The 18,554-nt window shown below is 73.9% G+C and carries 16 protein-coding genes; 5 read left to right on the top strand and 11 right to left on the bottom strand.

What is annotated here, in order from left to right:
* Window positions 1–4: 4 nt before the first annotated feature.
* From KO717_RS27520 to KO717_RS27510, 3 genes are read left to right on the top strand one after another with little or no spacing between them, the layout of a single operon-like run.
* On the top strand, window positions 5–2,143 hold the full coding sequence (locus KO717_RS27520; protein ID WP_301371945.1) for a putative cobaltochelatase: 2,139 nt from the start codon (window positions 5–7) through the stop codon (window positions 2,141–2,143).
* The gene (cobO, locus tag KO717_RS27515; protein ID WP_030013115.1) at window positions 2,143–2,742 is read left to right on the top strand and encodes a cob(I)yrinic acid a,c-diamide adenosyltransferase; all 600 of its coding nucleotides are present in this window, start codon (window positions 2,143–2,145) and stop codon (window positions 2,740–2,742) included. The genes KO717_RS27520 and cobO overlap by 1 nt, the downstream gene beginning before the upstream one ends.
* Window positions 2,736–4,229 carry a cobyrinate a,c-diamide synthase gene (locus KO717_RS27510; protein ID WP_301371944.1) on the top strand — a complete coding sequence of 498 codons (1,494 nt, stop codon included), beginning with the start codon at window positions 2,736–2,738 and terminating at the stop codon, window positions 4,227–4,229. Before cobO ends, KO717_RS27510 begins: the two co-directional genes overlap by 7 nt.
* A 29-nt stretch (window positions 4,230–4,258) precedes the next feature.
* Here the strand turns inward: KO717_RS27510 and KO717_RS27505 are convergent, their stop codons facing one another.
* Window positions 4,259–4,984 carry a ZIP family metal transporter gene (locus KO717_RS27505; RefSeq protein ID WP_301371943.1) on the bottom strand — a complete coding sequence of 242 codons (726 nt, stop codon included), beginning with the start codon at window positions 4,982–4,984 and terminating at the stop codon, window positions 4,259–4,261.
* A gap of 131 nt (window positions 4,985–5,115) precedes the next feature.
* Here KO717_RS27505 and cobC point away from each other — a divergent pair, with 131 nt between their 5' ends.
* Window positions 5,116–6,537: an Rv2231c family pyridoxal phosphate-dependent protein CobC gene (cobC, locus tag KO717_RS27500; protein ID WP_301371942.1), complete on the top strand. Its 1,422-nt coding sequence runs from the start codon at window positions 5,116–5,118 to the stop codon at window positions 6,535–6,537.
* Between the two features lie 216 nt (window positions 6,538–6,753).
* On the top strand, window positions 6,754–7,995 hold the full coding sequence (locus KO717_RS27495) for a CapA family protein (RefSeq protein ID WP_301371941.1): 1,242 nt from the start codon (window positions 6,754–6,756) through the stop codon (window positions 7,993–7,995).
* 172 nt (window positions 7,996–8,167) lie between these two features.
* Here the strand turns inward: KO717_RS27495 and KO717_RS27490 are convergent, their stop codons facing one another.
* The 10 genes from KO717_RS27490 to KO717_RS27445 form a co-directional block, all read right to left on the bottom strand.
* Complete coding sequence (locus KO717_RS27490; protein WP_301371940.1) at window positions 8,168–9,103, bottom strand: SCO1860 family LAETG-anchored protein; 936 nt, start codon at window positions 9,101–9,103, stop codon at window positions 8,168–8,170.
* 308 nt (window positions 9,104–9,411) lie between these two features.
* The gene (locus tag KO717_RS27485) at window positions 9,412–10,524 is read right to left on the bottom strand and encodes an amidohydrolase family protein (protein ID WP_301371939.1); all 1,113 of its coding nucleotides are present in this window, start codon (window positions 10,522–10,524) and stop codon (window positions 9,412–9,414) included.
* A gap of 30 nt (window positions 10,525–10,554) precedes the next feature.
* Window positions 10,555–11,616: an aminotransferase class V-fold PLP-dependent enzyme gene (locus KO717_RS27480; protein ID WP_301371938.1), complete on the bottom strand. Its 1,062-nt coding sequence runs from the start codon at window positions 11,614–11,616 to the stop codon at window positions 10,555–10,557.
* A 106-nt stretch (window positions 11,617–11,722) separates the two neighbouring features.
* Window positions 11,723–12,430, bottom strand: coding sequence for a DsbA family oxidoreductase (locus KO717_RS27475; RefSeq protein WP_301371937.1), 708 nt, complete (start codon window positions 12,428–12,430; stop codon window positions 11,723–11,725).
* A 62-nt stretch (window positions 12,431–12,492) separates the two neighbouring features.
* Complete coding sequence (locus tag KO717_RS27470) at window positions 12,493–13,005, bottom strand: GNAT family N-acetyltransferase (protein ID WP_301371935.1); 513 nt, start codon at window positions 13,003–13,005, stop codon at window positions 12,493–12,495.
* Between the two features lie 63 nt (window positions 13,006–13,068).
* Window positions 13,069–14,517 (bottom strand): peptidoglycan D,D-transpeptidase FtsI family protein, encoded by a 1,449-nt coding sequence (locus tag KO717_RS27465; protein ID WP_301371934.1) that lies wholly within the window; start codon window positions 14,515–14,517, stop codon window positions 13,069–13,071.
* A 62-nt stretch (window positions 14,518–14,579) separates the two neighbouring features.
* Window positions 14,580–15,278: a response regulator transcription factor gene (locus KO717_RS27460; RefSeq protein ID WP_301371933.1), complete on the bottom strand. Its 699-nt coding sequence runs from the start codon at window positions 15,276–15,278 to the stop codon at window positions 14,580–14,582.
* Window positions 15,275–16,483 carry a sensor histidine kinase gene (locus tag KO717_RS27455; protein ID WP_301374793.1) on the bottom strand — a complete coding sequence of 403 codons (1,209 nt, stop codon included), beginning with the start codon at window positions 16,481–16,483 and terminating at the stop codon, window positions 15,275–15,277. Before KO717_RS27455 ends, KO717_RS27460 begins: the two co-directional genes overlap by 4 nt.
* Before the next feature lie 65 nt (window positions 16,484–16,548).
* A complete protein-coding gene (locus KO717_RS27450) occupies window positions 16,549–17,562 on the bottom strand; it encodes a hypothetical protein (RefSeq protein ID WP_301371932.1) in 1,014 nt (337 codons plus the stop codon).
* A 102-nt stretch (window positions 17,563–17,664) separates the two neighbouring features.
* Window positions 17,665–18,447 carry an IclR family transcriptional regulator gene (locus KO717_RS27445; RefSeq protein ID WP_301371931.1) on the bottom strand — a complete coding sequence of 261 codons (783 nt, stop codon included), beginning with the start codon at window positions 18,445–18,447 and terminating at the stop codon, window positions 17,665–17,667.
* Window positions 18,448–18,554: the final 107 nt, after the last annotated feature.

The following is an 18,554-nucleotide window of genomic DNA, read 5'->3' as shown; positions in this document are numbered from 1 at the left end:
ACGCATGAGCACGCCCTATCCGTTCACCGCAGTGGTCGGCCAGTCCGACCTGCGGCTGGCGCTCCTGCTCAACGCCGTGAGCCCGGCGGTCGGCGGGGTGCTCGTGCGCGGTGAGAAGGGGACCGCCAAATCCACCGCCGTCCGCGCACTGTCGGCACTGCTGCCGCAGGTCGACGTCGTGTCGGGCTGCCGGTTCTCCTGCGCACCGGCCGCGCCCGACCCTTCGTGCCCGGACGGCCCGCACGAGTCCGGTCCCGGCGCCCTGCGGCCCGCCCGCATGGTGGAGCTGCCCGTCGGCGCCTCCGAGGACCGCCTCGTCGGCGCCCTCGACATCGAACGGGCCCTCGCCGAGGGCGTGAAGGCCTTCGAGCCCGGCCTGCTCGCCGACGCCCACCGCGGGATCCTCTACGTCGACGAAGTGAACCTCCTCCATGACCACTTGGTGGACGTGCTCCTGGACGCGGCCGCGATGGGCGCCTCGTACGTGGAGCGCGAGGGCGTCTCCGTCCGGCACGCCGCCCGCTTCCTGCTCGTCGGCACGATGAACCCCGAGGAGGGCGAGCTGCGGCCGCAGCTCCTGGACCGGTTCGGGCTCACCGTCGAGGTGGCCGCCTCCCGCGAGCCCTCCCAGCGCGTGGAGGTGGTCCGCCGCCGGCTCGCCTACGAGGACGACCCCGCGGGCTTCGCGATCCGCTGGGCCGGGGACGAGCACGAGGTCCGCGCCCGGGTGGTGGCCGCGCGGGCGCTGCTCCCGAAGGTCTCGCTCGGCGACACCGCGCTCCTGCAGATCGCGGCGATCTGCGCCGGGTTCGAGGTCGACGGGATGCGTGCCGACATCGTGATGGCCCGGACCGCGACCGCGCTGGCCGCCTGGGCCGGGCGCACCGACGTACGCAAGGAGGACGTCCGGCAGGCCGCCCTGCTGGCGCTCCCGCACCGGCGGCGCCGCAACCCGTTCGACGCGCCGGGGCTGGACGAGGACATGCTCGACCGGATCCTGGACGAGTTCCCCGACGAGGAGCCCGAGCCGGAGCCGGAGCCGGACCCCGAGGGCCCCGACGACGACGGACCCGGGGACGGTGGTCCCGACGGCGGCCCGGGTGGCACGCCTCCGCAGGACCCGGGCGCCCCGGCCGAGACCCCCGAGGCCCCTGAGGCCCCTGAGGCCCCCGAGAGCGGCGAGGCCCCCGCGGATGCCCCCGAGGCCCCGCAGCCCTCCGCCCAGGAGGCCGCCGGGCCGGAGCAGGCCGCGGTCCGTGCCGCCGAGCCGTTCCGGACCAAGATGCTCAGCGTGCCCGGTCTCGGTGAGGGCGCGTCCGGCCGCCGGTCCCGCGCCCGCACCGCCCACGGCCGCACCACCGGCGCCCAGCGCCCGCGCGGGCACCTGACGAAGCTGCACCTGACCGCCACCATCCAGGCCGCCGCCCCGCACCAGAAGGCGCGCGGCCGCGACGGGCGCGGCCTCGTGATCCGCAAGGACGATCTGCGCCAGGCCACGCGGGAGGGGCGCGAGGGCAACCTCGTCCTCTTCGTCGTCGACGCCTCCGGTTCCATGGCGGCCCGGCAGCGCATGAGCGCGGTCAAGGGCGCGGTGCTGTCGCTGCTCCTGGACGCCTACCAGCGCCGGGACAAGGTCGGCCTGATCACCTTCCGGGGTGCCACGGCCGAGCTGGCCCTGCCGCCGACCTCCTCGGTGGACGCGGCGGCGGCCCGGCTGGAGCAGCTGCCGACGGGCGGCCGCACCCCGCTGGCCGCCGGGCTGCTGAAGGCCCACGAGGTGCTGCGGATCGAGCGGCTGCGGGACCCCTCGCGCCGGCCGCTGCTCGTGGTCGTCACCGACGGGCGGGCCACCTCGGCCGGGAACACCGGGGGCCGTACGGACAGCAGCCCGCGGGAGCTCGCCGGGCACAGCGCGCGGCTGCTGCAGGCCGGTGGCGTCGCCTCGGTGGTCGTGGACTGCGAGTCCGGGCCGGTCCGGCTGGGGCTGGCCGGCGTACTGGCCCGGGACCTCGGCGGTCCGGCCGTCACGCTCGACGGGCTGCGGGCCGACTCGCTGGCCGGGCTCGTGAAGAACGTACGTACCGCAGTGACATCCACCGCTTCACCCCACAGCAGCAGCAACAGCAACAGGAGGGCCGCGTAATGCCTCAGGGACAGCCGTCCGTCGTTCCGGACGACGGGCTCACCACGCGCCAGCGCCGCAACCGTCCGCTGGTCTTCGTCCACACCGGCCCCGGCAAGGGCAAGTCCACGGCGGCCTTCGGGCTGGCGCTGCGCGCCTGGAACCAGGGCTGGCCCATCGGGGTGTTCCAGTTCGTCAAGTCGGCGAAGTGGAAGGTCGGCGAGGAGAACGCGCTCAAGGTGCTCGGCGCCTCCGGCGAGGGCGGCTCCGTCGTATGGCACAAGATGGGCGAGGGCTGGTCCTGGGTCCAGCGGGACGCGCAGCTCGACAACGAGCAGGCGGCCAAGGAGGGCTGGGAGCAGGTCAAGCGCGATCTGGCCGCCGAGACGCACAAGCTGTACGTGCTCGACGAGTTCGCCTACCCGATGCACTGGGGCTGGATCGACGTCGACGAGGTCATCGAGGTGCTCCGCAACCGCCCCGGCACGCAGCACGTGGTGATCACGGGCCGCAACGCGCCGGAGAAGCTGGTGGAGTTCGCGGACCTCGTCACCGAGATGACCAAGGTCAAGCACCCGATGGACACGGGGCAGAAGGGCCAGAAGGGCATCGAGTGGTGACTTCGTACCGCTTCAACGTGCCTCGGCTGGTCATCGCCGCTCCGTCGTCCGGCAGCGGCAAGACCACCGTGGCCACGGGCCTGATGGCGGCCTTCTCGGAGCGCGGCCTCGCCGTGTCCCCGCACAAGGCCGGGCCCGACTACATCGACCCCGGCTACCACGCGCTGGCCACCGGCCGGCCGGGGCGCAACCTCGACGCCTTCATGTGCGGGCCGGAGCTGGTAGCTCCGCTGTTCGCGCACGGGGCGGCCGGGTGCGATCTGGCCGTGGTCGAGGGCGTCATGGGTCTCTACGACGGCGCCGCGGGCCGTGGTGAGCTGGCGTCGACGGCGCAGGTCGCGAAGTTGCTGCGGGCGCCCGTGGTGCTGGTGGTCGATGCCTCCTCGCAGTCGCGGTCGGTCGCGGCGCTGGTGCACGGCTTCGCGTCCTTCGACCCGCAGGTGCGGCTGGGGGGCGTGATCCTGAACAAGGTCGGCTCCGACCGGCACGAGGTGATGCTGCGGGAGGCCCTGGAGGAGGCGGGGATGCCGGTCCTCGGTGTCCTGCGGCGGGCTCCGCAGGTGGCCACGCCCTCGCGCCACCTGGGCCTGGTGCCGGTGGCCGAGCGGCACACCGACGCGCTGGCCTCGGTGTCGGCGCTGGCCGCGCAGGTCCGGGCGGGCTGCGACCTGGACGCCCTCATGGCCCTGGCGAGGACCGCACCGCCGTTGCCCTGCGAAGCCTGGGATGCGGAACGTGCCCTGGCGGGCACTCGGGGCTCCGCCCCGAACCCCGGTCCTCGAACGCCGGACGGGCTGGAAAAGCCGGCCTCGCCGGCGTTCGAGGCGCGGGGTCCGGGGCGGAGCCCCGGCAACGGCGCTGCACTCACGGACCCCGCCGTTCGACCGATCGTCGCCGTCGCGGGCGGACCGGCGTTCACGTTCTCCTACGCCGAGCACGCGGAGCTCCTCACCGCCGCCGGGGCGGACGTCGTCACCTTCGACCCGCTCCGGGACGAGGCGCTCCCGCCCGGTACCTCCGGCCTGGTGATCGGTGGCGGCTTCCCCGAGGTGTACGCGCCGGAGCTGTCCGCCAACGAGCCGCTCCGCGCGGCCGTGGCCCGCTTCGCCGAGGCCGGCGGTCCGGTGGCCGCCGAGTGCGCCGGGCTGCTGTACCTCGCGCGTTCGCTGGACGGCAAGCCCATGTGCGGCGTGCTCGATGCCGACGCGCGGATGTCGGAGCGGCTCACCCTCGGCTACCGCGAGGCGGTCGCGGTGTCGGACAGCGTGCTCGCCGCCAACGGCACCCGGCTGCGCGGGCACGAGTTCCACCGGACGGTGATCGAGCCGGGCGCCGGGGCGGCCCCGGCGTGGGGGTTCACGCACCCGGAGCGCCGGGTCGAGGGCTTCGTGCAGCAGGGTGTGCACGCGAGCTATCTGCACACGCACTGGGCGGCGGAGCCGTCCGTCGCGCGCCGTTTCACGGAAGCCGCGGCAGCACGGCGGTGACCGCCGCCTCCTCCGTCCGCGGTCGGCGTTCAGTCCGCGATGCCCACCACCAGCCAAATCCCGGCCACCCCGCCCACCGTGCACATCAGCGTGGACAGGGCGGGGTGCTTGTGGTGTGCCTCGGGGAGGATCTCGGCGGACGCGAGGTACAGCAGGACGCCTCCGAAGAAGCCGAGGTATGCGCCGAGGGGTTCCTCCGGAAGGGTGAACAGCAGAGTGGACGCCGCGCCCACGACGGGGGCGACGGCGTCCGCGAAGAGCATCATCAGGGCCTTGCGGCGGTCGTTCCCGTAGAGGCTGGTGAGCGTGTACGTGTTGAACCCGTCGGCGAAGTCGTGGGTGATGACGGCCAGCGCCACGGCCACGCCCATCCCCCCGCCGACCTGGAAGGCCGCGCCCAGGGCCACCCCGTCGGCGAGGCTGTGGCCGACCATGGCCGCGGCCGCGGTCAGCCCGACCTGGGGGGTGCGGCCGCCGTTCTCGGCGCCGTGCGCGGCCTGACGGACCGCCAGCAGCCGCTCCACGACGTGCGTGACGAGGAAGCCGCCGACGAAGAGCAGGAGGGCGAGCGGTACGCCGAACACCTCGGCGCCCGCCGCGTGGAGGGCCTCCGGGAGCAGGTCCAGGCCCACGACGCCGAGCATCAGCCCGCCGGCCAGGCCCAGCACGAGGTGGCGGCGGTCGGTGACGCGCTGCGCCGCCCATCCGCCCGCCAGGGTCATCAGGAACGCGCCCAACGCCACGATCACGGCCATGCGCCCCTGAATACAGACTCCTCGCCCCGCGCGCACGTCCGCGCGCGGACGGCGGGTGTCGGAGGGTTGACGGCCGCCCGGCCGGTGGTGTTCCAGTGACGGCGACGGTGACTACGGAAGGAGGGCCCCCGGTGGGCGAGTACGCGACGCAGGTGGTGGTCGGGGTCGGCGGACGCGCGGGGGTTTCCGTCGCGGAGGTCTGCGCCCTGGTCGAGGAGACGCTGCGGGGGGCCGGGCTGGCCCTGGGGGCGGTGACGGCGCTGGCCACGGTGGAGTCGAAGGCGGGCGAGGCCGGGATCACGGGTGCGGCGGAACGTTTCGGCGTGCCCGTGGTGAGCTACCCCGCCGCCCGGCTGGCCGGCATCGCCGTGCCGCACCCCTCGGAGGCGGCGCGCGCCGCCACCGGGACCCCCTCGGTGGCCGAGGCCGCGGCCCTGGCGGGCGGCGGGGAACTCCTCGTGCCCAAGCGGCGGTCGGTGTCGGCGACCTGCGCCGTGGCCACGGCGCACACGCACGACCTGCGCCACCACGGGGACGCCGAGGTGATCGACGCGGGCTCGGCGCTGGTGGACCTGGCGGTCAACGTACGGGCGGACACTCCCCCGGACTGGCTCAAGCAGCGGATCGCCGCCTCCCTCGGGGATCTCGCCGCCTACCCCGACGGGCGGCGCGCCCGCGCGGCGGTGGCGGCCCGGCACGGGCTGCCGGTCGAGCGGGTGCTGTTGACGGCCGGGGCCGCGGAGGCCTTCGTACTGATCGCCCGGGCCCTGGGAGCCGTACGGCCGGTCGTGGTGCATCCGCAGTTCACCGAGCCGGAGGCGGCCCTGCGGGACGCGGGGCACCAGGTCGGGCGCGTGGTGCTGCGGGCGGCGGACGGCTTCCGGCTGGACCCGGCGGACGTGCCCGAGGACGCGGACCTGGTGTTGATCGGCAATCCGACCAACCCGACGTCCGTGCTGCACCCGGCGGGGACGCTGGCGGCGCTGGCCCGGCCCGGCCGGATCCTGGTCGTGGACGAGGCCTTCATGGACGCCGTGCCGGGCGAGCGGGAGGCCCTGGCCGGACGGATGGACCTGCCGGGGCTGGTGGTGCTGCGGAGCCTGACCAAGACGTGGGGGCTGGCGGGGCTGCGGATCGGCTACGTGCTGGCCGAGCCCGAGGTGATCGCGGAACTGGCGGCCGCGCAGCCGTTGTGGCCGGTGTCGACCCCGGCGCTGGTCGCGGCCGAGGCCTGTGTGGCTCCGGCGGCGCTGGCCGAGGCGGAGGAGGCGGCCCGGCGGATCGCGGTGGACCGGGCGCATCTGCTGGCCGGGCTCGCGGAGTTCGACGAGGTGACGGTCGCCGGGGTGGCGGAGGGGCCGTTCGTCCTGATCCGGGTGGCGGGCGGGGCGGAGGTCCGCACCCGGCTGCGCGCCCTCGGATTCGCCGTCCGCCGCGGGGACACCTTCCCGGGGCTGGACCACTCCTGGCTCCGGCTGGCGGTGCGCGACCGGGCGACGACGGGCCGGCTGCTCCAGGCACTGGACCACGCCCTCGCACTGACCGCGCGCTGACCGTGAGCCGTGTGCGCACGGGGCGTGAGCTGCGCGTGAGCCGCGCATGCCGACCGTGAGCTGCGGGTGTCGGCCTCCACGGCACCCGCCTGACCTGCGGTCCTTACCGAGCGCTGATGATGCGGTCACCCGTTCGGCCCCCTACGATGGCCGCGGGGGCGGGGCCGGGTGAGGATCCCCGCATCGGTCATCAGCGCATGACACCGGGGGTCGGGAATGAAGGCGTACGTCAGGGCAGGCACGGCGCTGGCCGCGCTCGCGGTCGTGGGCGGCGGGATCTACGCCGTGCCACGGCTGCTCGACAGCGGCGCGGCGCCCGCCTCGGAGCAGCGGCTCCAGGGCGATCCGGGGCAGGGCGAGCCGGCGCGGGGGAAGCCGGACGCGCCGCAGGCCGCCGCCCCGGGAAAGCCGTTCACGCTGGTGGCGACCGGCGACATCATCCCGTACCCGTCGATCGTCCAGCGGTCGGCGGACGACGCGGGCAAGGCCGGGGAGTACGACTTCCGGAAGATACTCGCCGGGGTCAAACCCCTGGTCTCCGCCGCCGACCTGGCGATATGCCACCACGAGATACCGTACGGGCGCCCCGGCGGCCCCTACACCGGCTATCCCACCTTCAAGGCTCCGCACCAGTTGGCGGACGCGCTCAAGGACGCCGGGTACGACAGCTGCTCCACCGCCTCGAACCACACCCTGGACGACGGCTACGAGGGCCTCGCCCGCACCCTGGAGCACCTCGACCGGGTCGGCATCCCGCACGTCGGCTCGGCCCGCAGTGCGGAGGAGGCCAAGGCCCCGGCGCTGCTCGCGGCGGGCGGCGCGAAGGTCGCCCAGCTCTCCTACACGTACGGCACGAACGGCATCCCGCTCCCCCAGGGCAAGCCGTGGGCCGTCAATCTGATCGACAAGGACCGGATCATCGCCGACGCCCGGGCCGCGCGGGCGGGGGGCGCGAACGTGGTGGTGCTCAGCGTCCACTGGGGCACCGAGTGGCAGACCGCGCCGGACGAACAGCAGAAGGCGCTGGCGCAGGAGCTGACCGCCTCCCGCCCGGCCGACGGACTCCCCGACATCGATCTGATCATCGGCACGCACAACCACGTGCCGCAGCCCTACGAGAAGATCAACGGCACGTGGGTGGTCTTCGGGATGGGCGACCAGGTCGCCAGCTTCGTACCGGCCGACAAGCTGCGCGGCAACCAGTCCTCGGTCCCCCGCTTCACCTTCTCGCCGGCGGCGGGCCGGCCGGGCCGCTGGGAGGTGGTGAAGGCCGAATACCTCACGCAGTACTCGGACATGGGGTCGCCGTTCCGCGTCGTCTGCGCCTCCTGCGCGGCCTCGGACACCTCGCTCCCCGCCGCGAAGCGGAGCGAGTACGCGCGGATCGACCAGCAGGTCACCGAGGCCGTGATGTCGCGTGGCGCGGGCGGCCAGGGACTGGAACACGCCACCCGCTGAGCCCGTCACCCTCCGGGCTCCGGGTACGTGAGCATGTCACCCGCCGGGCCCGCCGGCCCATGAGTCACCGGACACGCCGCCCGTCCTCGCCCCGTCACCCGTTGAGCACTCCCCTCCGTGCGCTCCTCGGGGCGGGCGCGCGCCGGGCGGCGGCCCGGGGCTCCCGACCGCCCTACGAGGCCCTGCCCCGCCGGGTGATCAGAAGCGCGCCCCCGCCGATGGCGAGCAGGGTCAGGGCCCCGCCTGCGACGTAGGGAGTCAGTGAACCGCCGCCGGTCTCGGCGAGGTTGGCGCCGGTGGTGCCGCTGATGCCGCCGGACGTGGCGGAACCGGAGCCGGTCCCCGTCTGGGGCTTGACGTCCGGGTCCACGGGCGGGTTCGCCGCCGGCGCCGCGCCCTTCGGGGACTCGCAGTGCGCCTCGGCGAGCACGATCTCGCCGTCGACCTTCGCCACGTTCAGGTTCAGCGGGTTCACCGCCACCTTCAGGCGGAGCGCGGCCGCGGCCGCCGTGGTGCCGGTGGTCTCCGTGGCGGACAGTTCCAGGTCGATCCGGCCCACTCCGGGGACCTCGACCGTGGTGGGGCCGCCCGCCGACAGGGTGACCTTCTTGCCGAGCGCCGTCACCGCCCCGAGGGCGTTCGCGCTCGCCACCGGCTTCTTGCCCGCCTCGCAGACGGCCTTGGAGGTGACCTTCTCCACCTCGACGAGGGAGAGCAGCGGCAGTCCGGGCACGTGGACGGAGGCCTTGGCGAGGTTCGCCTCCGCCTCGGCCCGGGTCGTGTCGGCGGTCGCCTTGGAGGTGGCCACTTCGGCGCGCAGCACACTGATCGGATCGTTCCCCTCGACCCCGTCCAGGGTGACGGTCAGCGCGGTCTTCTCGGCCGTCGCCGGGGCACTGACCTCGTTGAGGGTCGTCTTCAGCGGGATGTTCACGGTCTTGTTGAGCAGGCCCACGTCCAGTCCGGCACGCAGGACGACGGCGCCGGCCTTGCCCTCACCCCCGGCCGCGCCTCCTCCCGTGGCGACGGCGGGCGGAGCGGTGAGCAGGGCCACCGCTCCCGTGGCGAGGAGGACGGCCGTGGGCATGCGGAAGGTATGGCTGTTCACGGTGGTGGAACCCCCGGGGAGTTGGGTGCCGTCGCGCCGCCGATGGGGGACATCGCGGGCGCCGACGGACTCGACCCCGGAATCTTTACGCACTGTGGGTGAACGGGGGTCAACCTGACGTGAGTTCACCCCAAAGGGTGGTTTCCGGGCGAATATTCGAATCATTACGCCTCATGAAGAACGTAAGTTGTCTTCTCTCACGGACACCCGGCCCGCGCGGCCGTCTTCAACGACCGACGGGCCGCGGATGTCACGCGACGTCAACCGGGCGCCGCCCACACGGCGGCACGGCCGCACGGCCGCACGGCTCAGGCTCGGACCCTGCCGTTCACGACGACCCGCAGCGGCCGCGCCAGCACGCGCACGTCGGCCCGCGGGTCGGCGCCGTACACCACGAGGTCGGCGGGCGCCCCCTCGGTCAGCCCCGGCCTGCCGAGCCACTCGCGGGCCGCCCAGGCCGTCGCGGAGAGGGCGTCGAGCGGCGGGATACCGGCCTTGACCAGCTCCTCGACCTCCGCCGCGACCAGGCCGTGCGGCAGGGAGCCGCCCGCGTCGGTGCCGACGAAGACCTCGATGCCCGCGTCGTAGGCGGCGCGCACGGTGTCGTAGCGCCGCTCGTGGAGCCGCCGCATGTGCGCCGACCAGTACGGGAACTTCGCCTCGCCGCCCGCCGCCATCTTCGGGAAGTTGGCGATGTTCACGAGCGTCGGGACGATCGCGACCCCGCGCTCCGCGAACAGCGGGATGGTGTCCTCGGTGAGGCCGGTGGCGTGTTCGATGCAGTCGATGCCCGCCTCGACCAGGTCGCGCAGCGAGTCCTCGGCGAAGCAGTGCGCCGTGACGCGGGCGCCCAGCCGGTGCGCCTCGGCGATGGCCGCCTCGACCTCGGCGCGCGGCCAGCAGGCCGCGAGGTCCCCGGCCTCGCGGTCGATCCAGTCGCCCACGAGTTTGACCCAGCCGTCGCCGCGCAGCGCCTCGCGGCCTACGTACTCGACGAGGTCGGCGGGTTCGATCTCGTGGGCGTAGTTGCGGATGTAGCGGCGGGTGCGCGCGATGTGCCGCCCGGCCCGGATGATCTTCGGCAGGTCCTCGCGGTCGTCGATCCAGCGGGTGTCGGAGGGCGAACCGGCGTCCCGGATGAGGAGGGTGCCGGCGTCGCGGTCGGTGAGGGCCTGGCGCTCGGCGGTCTCGGCGTCGACCGGGCCGTGGGCGTCCAGGCCCACGTGGCAGTGCGCATCCACCAGTCCGGGCAGGGTCCAGCCGGTCACCGTGGTGATCTCGCGGGCGCCGCGCGGGCGCTCGTAGGAGATCCGCCCGCCGACCACCCACAGCTCGTCGCGCACCTCGTCGGGCCCGACCAGCACCCGGCCCTTGACGTGCAGTACGTCGCGCGCACCGCTCACATCGCTCACATCGCTCATGGCGGCACTGTACGCACGGGCCCGGCCGCTTCAGGAGGCGGAGAGGGCGTCCAGGAGCCGGTCCACGTCCGCCTCCGTGTTGTAGAGGTGGAACGAGGCCCGCAGGAGGCCCGCGCGGGCCGATGTGACGATGCCGGCCGCCTCCAGGGCGGGCTGCCGGCCGGCGAGGCCCGGCACGGAGACGATCGCGGAGTCGCCGGGGACGGGCTCGTGGCCCAGGCGCGCGATCCCGGCCCGGTAGCGGGCGGCCAGGGCGGTGTCGTGGGCGTGGACGGCCTCGATGCCGATCCGCTCCAGCAGGGCCAGCGCGGGCTCGGACGCGTGGTAGGCGAGGAAGGCCGGGGACTCGTCGAACCGCCACGCCCCGTGGGCGAGTTCCGCCATCGGCCCGTAGGTGGCGTCCCCTTCGGCCACTGCCGGAACCCATCCGGCGTGCAGCGGGGTCAGCGTGTCCTGGGCCTCCGCCGACACCGTCAGGTACGAGGCTCCGCGCACGCCGAGCAGCCATTTGAACCCGGCGGCGACCGTGTACTCGTACGGCGAGGCGTCGAACGGGAGCCAGCCGACGGCCTGGGTCGCGTCCACGAGCATCCGGGCCCCGTGCGCGGTCGCCGCGGCGCGCACCGCCGCCAGGTCGGCCTTGCGGCCGTCCGCGGACTGCACGACGCTCAGCGAGACCAGGGCGGTGCCGGGGCCCACGGCCTCGGCGACGGACTCGAGCGGGGCGAAGCGCACCTTGAGGTCGCCGCGCGCCACGAAGGGGTTGATCACGGAGGAGAACTCGCCCTCGGGGCAGAGCACTTCCGCGCCGGACGGGAGCGAGGCGGCGACGAGGCCGACGTGGGTGGAGACGGCCGAGCCGATGGACACCCGGTCGGTGTCCACCCCGACCAGGCGGGCGAAGGCCGCCCGGGCCCCGTTCACGCGGTCGAAGTCGCCGAAGCCGGTGGGGAGCCCGGCCCCCGCCGCCTCGGCCAGCTCCCGTACGGCCGCGACGGCGGAACGCGGGACGACCCCGCACTTGGCGGTGTTGAGGTAGGTGGTGGAGTGGGCGAACTCGGCACGGGTCGCTTCGGCGAGCGGAAGATCCATGCCGTCAACTCTGCGCCAGGAACGGCTCGTAGTCCATCGCCCCGTCGGCCGAGTCGCCCGAGTCGCCCGTGTCCTCCGTGTCCTCCCGTGTCTCCCCGGGTGGCCCTTAGGCCTGGGGGACCGCGCACGCGCCGTCGGGCTCGCAGGCCTCGGCGGCCGCGGCCGGCTCCTCGACCTCGCGCCCGGCCCACGCCTGCTCCAGGGCCCGGGTGAACACCTCGGCCGGCTGTCCGCCGGAGATCCCGTAGCGGCGGTCGAGGACGAAGAACGGCACGGCGTTCGCGCCCAGCTCGGCGGCCTCGCGCTCGTCGGCCCGGACCTCGTCGGCATAGGCGGAGCCGTCGGCGAGGACGGTGCGGGCCTCGGCCTCGTCCAGTCCCGCCTCGACGGCGAGCGCGATCAGCACCTCGGGGTCGAAGACGGAGCGCTCCTCGGCGAAGTTGGCCCGGTAGGCGAGGTCGAGGAGTTCCTCCTGGCGCCCGCGGGCGGCGGCCAGGTGCAGCAGGCGGTGGATGTCGAAGGTGTTGCCGTGGTCGCGGCCCTCGGTGCGGTACGTGAGGCCCTCGGCGCGGGCGCTGGCGGCGACGTGCTCCTCCATGCCGCGCGCCTCGTCGAGGGTGCGGCCGTACTTCTTGGCGAGCATCTCCACGACGGGGGCGGTGACGCCCTTCGCCCCGCCCGGGTCGAGCTCGAAGGACCGGAAGACGACCTCCACCTCGTCGCGGTGCGCGAACTCGGCCAGACCCTTGGTGAAACGGGCCTTTCCGATGTAGCACCAGGGACAAGCGATGTCGCTCCAGATTTCGACGCGCATGATCCTTCTTCTCTCCGGGTTCAGGGGGAACGGTTTGCGGTTCAACCATTCACCCGGCCGTCTCATTCCCCGGACGGGGCCGGGGCCGGGGCCGGCACCTGGCCCACCTGCAGCCAGAGGGTGCGGTGGGTGCCCGAGCGGGGGGCCGCCGGGTCCGCGCGCCAGCCCAGGGTGGCGTAGAAGGCCTGGGCGCGGAGGTTGTGCTCGTAGACCTCCAGGCGGACCCGGCGGATTCCGGCCCGCCGCCAGGCGTCCAGGCAGGCGGCGTGCAGGGCGGCCCCGGTGCCGCGGCGCCAGTGGACGGGGTCGACGTGGAGCTGGGTGAGGGTCGTCTCGCCGTCCCGCGTGCGGAACGCGGCGACCCCGGTGACCTGGCCGTCCTGCTCGGCGCAGAGCACCTCGCCCTCGCCCGCGCCCCGGGCGATGGCGTGCGACCAGCCCTCGCGGGTCCGCTGGAGCTCGGCGTCGCCCGGGTAGGCCTGCTCGGGGATGTGGTCCTGGTAGTAGGTGGCGCGGGCCCGGGCGTGCAGGGCGGCGATCGCGGGGAGGTCGGCGGGGCGCGCGGCTCTGATCATGGGAGTGGGAACGTGCCGGGAGCCTCGACGGTTCCCGGCGCGTCGGCCGCTCGGCTTTCGTGGCTACTTCTTCAGCCACGCCTCCATCATCTTCTGGGCGATGGGGGCGGCCAGCTTCCCGCCGCCGATCTCGGAGCGGTCGGTGTCGGAGTTCTCGATCACCACGGCCACCGCGATCTGCTTGCCGTTCGCCTTGCCGTACGAGGTGAACCAGGCCAGCGGTGCGAGGCTGTTGTTGACACCGCGCTGGGCGGTACCGGTCTTGCCGCCCACCTCGGCGCCCGAGACCTGGGCCGGCTTGCCGCCGCCCTCGGTGGCGACCGTGCGCATGGCGTCGCGGATCATCGAAGCGGTCCTCTCTCCCATGACCTGCTGGGACTTCGGGTCCTTGAAGCTCTCCAGCACGTCGCCGCCCGCGTCGGTGACCTCGGAGACCAGGTGCGGGGCGACGAGCTTGCCGCCGTTCTCGATCGCGGCCGTCACCATCGCCATCTGGAGCGGGGTGGCCTGCACGTCGAACTGGCCGATTCCGGTCTGCGCGACCTGGTCGACCGACATCTTCTTCGACGGGTACTTGCTGGGCGGGTTGGTGCGGACCGGGGTGTCGATCTGCGTGTTGAAACCGAGCTTCTCGGCCGTCGCCCGCATCTTGTCCTGGCCCAGCTTGGAGGCGAGCTCGGCGAAGACGTTGTTGCAGGACAGCTTCAGGGCGGTGCGCACCGAGACGTTGTTGCAGGCCGCGGAGCCCGCCTCGCTGGGCAGTGGGGTGCGGGTGCCGGGGATCGTGTACGGGTCGGCGATCCCGGTCTGCCGGTCGAGGTCGGTGACGAGGCCGTTCTCGATCGCCGCGGCGAGGGTGACCAGCTTGAAGGTGGAGCCGGGCGCCTGGGGCTTGCGCAGCGCCACGTTCTCCATGGCCTTGCCCTTGTCGGCGGAGAGCGCCGCCCAGGCCTCCTTGTCGTTGGCGCCGGCGATGCTGCCCGGGTCGAAGGAGGGGTTGTTCACCACGGCGAGGATCTCGCCGGTCTTCGGGTCCAGGGCCACAGCCGCGCCCTGCTTGCCCTGGAGCGCGTCGTAGGCGGCCTTCTGGACGCCCTTGTCGATGGTGGTCAGGACGTTGCCGGGGGAGGCCCGCTTGTTGGTGAGCATGTCCATCATCGTCTTCAGCCGGCTGTCGGAGCCGTTGAGGACGTTCTTGTAGATGCCCTCCAGCAGGGTGGTGCCGTAGGCCTGGGAGCTGTAGCCCGTGACGGGTGCGTAGAGGGGCCCGTCGACGTACGTCCGCTTGTAGCCGAAGTCCTTGCCGCCCGTCTTCTCCGAGCCGGTGATCGCCTCCCCGCCCACGATGATGTTGCCCAGCGGGTTCTCGTACTGCCCGATGAGGTTCCGGCGGTTGTGCTTGTCGTCTGCGAGGGCCTGGCCTTGGTATGCCTGCACCCAGGTGACGCGGACCAGCAGGGCCAGCACCAGAAGCAGACAGAAGACCGACGCACGCCTGATCGTCTTGTTCATCCCCCAGAAGGACGTCTCTGCGGTCCCGGCCGTTCCGCTCTGCCCCGATTGTGGCGGGGTTCTCAGCTTTTCTTCATGATGAAGCCTCCCTCGTAGGCCGCGATGACCGCCTGGGTGCGGTCGCGGGAGCCGGTCTTGGTGAGGACCGCGGCGACGTGGGTCTTGACGGTCTGCGGCCCGACGCCGAGGCGCTCGCTCATCTCGTGGTTGGACAGCCCGGTGGCCATCAGACGCAGGACGTCGGCCTCGCGCTCGGTCAGCCGGGCCACCCAGGGCGCGTCGGCGGGCGGGGCGCCGGCCGTGTGGGCGGCGGCGAGGGAGCGGACGGCGGCCGGGAAGAGCAGCGAGTCGCCGCGGGCGACGAGGCGGACCGCGCCGATCAGTTCGTCGGGGTCGGCCCGCTTGAGGAGGAAACCGGCGGCTCCCGCGCGCAGCGCGTCGTAGACGTAGGCGTCGTTCTCGAAGGTGGTGACGACCACGATCCGGGGCGGCGCGGCCATGGTGGCGAGGATCTGCTGGGTGGCCCGGATGCCGTCGATCTCGGGCATCCGGACGTCCATGAGCACCACGTCGGGGGCGAGTGAGCGGACCAGCGGAACCGCCTCGGCCCCGGTGGCCGCCTCACCGACGACCTCCAGGTCGGCTTCGGCCTCCAGGATGACCCGCAGGGCGGTACGGACCATCCGCTCGTCGTCGCAGAGCACGATGCGCAGCGGCGGCCGCGGCGCGGGAGCGGGCACGGGCGCGGGCGCGGCGGTCATCGGGCTTCCCCGGCGAGCGGGAGGACGGCCCGCAGCCGCCACCGGTCCCCGTGCGGGCCGGCCTCGACGCTGCCGCCGAGCAGTGCGGCGCGCTCCGCGGCGCCGCGCAGTCCGCGGCCCCCGGTGGTACGGGTCTCCCGGTCCTCGGCGGGGGCCGCCGGCGGATTGGTCATGGTGATCTCCAGTTCACGGTGTGCGGTGTCGGGGCCTGCCTGTACGCGGATCCGCAGATCCACCGGGCCCGCTCCGTGCCGCAGGGCGTTGGTGAGGCCCTCCTGGACGATCCGGTACGCCTCGCGGGAGGCGATCGCCGGGAGGGCGGTCCAGTCCCCGGCGGGTCCGGGGTCCTGGTGCGCGGTGACGGTGGTGCCGGCGGCCCGGGTGCGGGCCAGCAGTGCGTCGAGGTCGGTGGCGAGGGTGGGCGCGGGCGCGGCGTCCGGCCGGGCCGCGTCCCCGTCCCGCAGCAGGCCCAGTACGGCGTCGAGCTCGCCCACCGTCCGCCGCGTGGTGTCCTCGATCGCGGCCAGCGCCTCCCGTACGAAGTCGGGGTCGCGCTCCAGCATCCGCCGGGCGGCGGCGGCCTGGAGGGTGACGGCGCTCAGGGCGTGTCCGACCGCGTCGTGCAGCTCCCGGGCCAGCCGGTTGCGCACGGCCAGGTCGGCGGCCCGCTCCTCGGCCGCGGCCAGCCGGTCCGCCGCCGTGGGCCCGAGCAGTACGGGCGCCATTGCGGCCAGCAGCTTCCCGGCCCCGACCGCGCACAGGGTGAGCCCGGCCAGCAACACGATCCCGACCAGGGGGGCGACGTACGGGCCGGCGTCCGTGGAGAACCAGCCGTAACCCAACCGGACGTCGCGCAGCCGCCCCACGACCGGCACCGCGATCAGCATGACCGCCATGGGCGGCACCGCGAGGGTCATTCCGCTGATCAGCGCGCCGGTCCCCAGGTGAAGGGTCCACCAGGCGGAGGCCCGCGCCCGGGCGGCCCAGGACGTGGCCGGACCGTCGGCCAGCCGGTCCCCGGGCACCTCGCACATGGCCCGGACGGCGGCCACCGACATCGGCCGGACCGGCCCGAACAGCGCCGTGACGGCGACGAGGGGCAGGGAGGCGGCGTAGGCGAGGAAGGTGAGCGGGGCGGAGTTGAGCGCGTTGACCCCGCCCGCGACGACACCGACCACCACCTGCGTGAGCAGGAAGTACGGCATGAGCAGGGCGCCGCCGAGGATCAGGTGCACCCAGCGCCACCGGGCCCGCGCCACCGGCTGCCGGCTCACCCCGGGCGGCGGGTGGTGAGGAACCGTATGAGGACGGTACCGGTGAGCAATCCGGTGATCATCTGACCAATGTAGATCAACAGCGTTGCGGCGGGCGGCCCTTCGCCCCCGTCGAGCTGCGGGCCCAGCCCGGAGACCGTCATCCATGCCCCCCAGTTCAGCGTCGCCGCCCCGCCTGTCCAGGCGAGGCCCAGCGGCCACCGTGCCCGCAGCGTCCCGCCCAGGGCCAGCAGCACGGCCCCCGCCCCGGCGGCGAGCGCGCATATCGCGTGAGCCGCGGACACCACGGCCGTGTCCGCGGAATACGCGGCCGCCCGCTCGGCGCCCAGGCCGGCGGTGCCCCCGAAGGCCCAGTAGACGAGCACCCCCGCGACCGCCAGGCCGACGGCCGTCGCGGCTGCCGCCACCACCCCCGTGGACGACGGCAGCCGCTCCCCCGTCACGCCCCGCCACGCCCGCCCCCAGCGCTCCCGCGCATAGGGCACGAACAGAGCGGCCAGGGCGAGTCCTTGGACCGTGAATCCGCTGTAGACGACGTGGAACACCCACGGGTCCAGGAAGGGCTTCCGCGCAGCCTCCACCGCCGGGTCCGCCCCGAAGCCGACGGCCCGTACGAGCAGTTGACCCGGGAAGCCGAGGAGGATCGGGGTCAGCAGCCCGGTGGCCACGAACACCGGAACGGTCAGCAGCGGGCCCGGCACCCGTATGCCCCAGGGCCTGGTGAGCACCAGCACGAGCAGGATCACGCAGGCGTCCATGGCCAGCGTGACGGAATTGACCGCCAGGAGGAACGGGCCGGGGTCCCGCAGCACGCTGCCCTCGGGTATCCCGAGGTTGCTCCCGCACACCCAGACCGTCTTGAGCCCCAGATACGGCACGGTGGCGGTCAGCGCCACCGCCCGCAGGATCCGCCGCCCGCCCCCCAGGGGAGAGGGCGACGGCCGCTTCACTTCCGTCAGGTCACTCGGGACTTCCGTCGGGTCGCCCGGGTGCGTCTCTCGCGTGTTCATGACTCAACGGTCGCGCCCGCGCGGCCCCGCCACCTCCCCCTTGAAGGGGAACCGCCTCCCCCATGCGGGGGAGCACAACGCCCGCCCCGCCAGCGGCGCGTGTCACATGCGGCGCGTCACGACCGACAGCCGGTCCCGCGCCTCGAACAGCGCCGCCTTGATGACCTGCTCGTGCTCCCCCGTCAGCCGGGCCACCGGCACCGAGCAGCTCACCGCGTCCCGCGCCGGCGTCCGGTACGGCACGGCCACCCCGAAGCAGCGCAGCCCGAGCGTGTTCTCCTCCCGGTCCACCGCGTACCCCTGCTCACGCACCAGCGCCAGCTCCTCGATCAGCTGCTCCCGGTCGGTGACCGTGTGCTCGGTGACCGCCTCCAGCCGCCGCGGCAGCAGCCCCCGTACCTCCTGGTCCGTGTGCGTGGCCAGCAGGGCCTTGCCCAGCGCGGTCGAGTGCACCGGCAGCCGCCGCCCGACCCGGGTGAAGGGGCGCAGGTAGTGCTGGGACTGCCGGGTGGCGAGGTAGACCACGCTCGTCCCGTCCAGCCGGGCCAGGTGGATGGTCTCCGTGGTGTCGTCGGAGAGCCGGTCCAGGGTGGGCCGGGCCGCGGCGACCACCTCGTCGCCGTCGATGTAGGAACTGCCGACCAGCAGGGCCCGTACGCCGATGCCGTACCGGGTGCCCGTCGCGTCGGTCTCCACCCAGCCCAGATTCACCAGTGTCCGCAGCAGCATGTAGAGGCTGGACTTCGGCAGGGAGAGGTCGCTCTGGATGTCGGCCAGGCTGTGCAGCCCCGGCCGCGCCGCGAAGTGCTCCAGCAGCAGGACGGTCCGCACCGCCGATTTGACCGGCGCCGCCTGGGCGGGGATCCCCGACTCGGTCGTCGTCATACGCCTGCTTCCCCTCTGGTCGCCTCTTGTCACGCCGAGGACGCGGAAATAGAGTCCACAGCAGATGTGATCATTCATCCACCGGAACTGCGTTCAGAATACTGAAC

This window comes from Streptomyces xanthophaeus (genome assembly GCF_030440515.1).
GTDB classification, from domain to species: domain Bacteria; phylum Actinomycetota; class Actinomycetes; order Streptomycetales; family Streptomycetaceae; genus Streptomyces; species Streptomyces kutzneri.
Note: the sequence above shows the minus strand (reverse complement) of the source record. Positions and strands in the feature narration are given on the sequence as shown.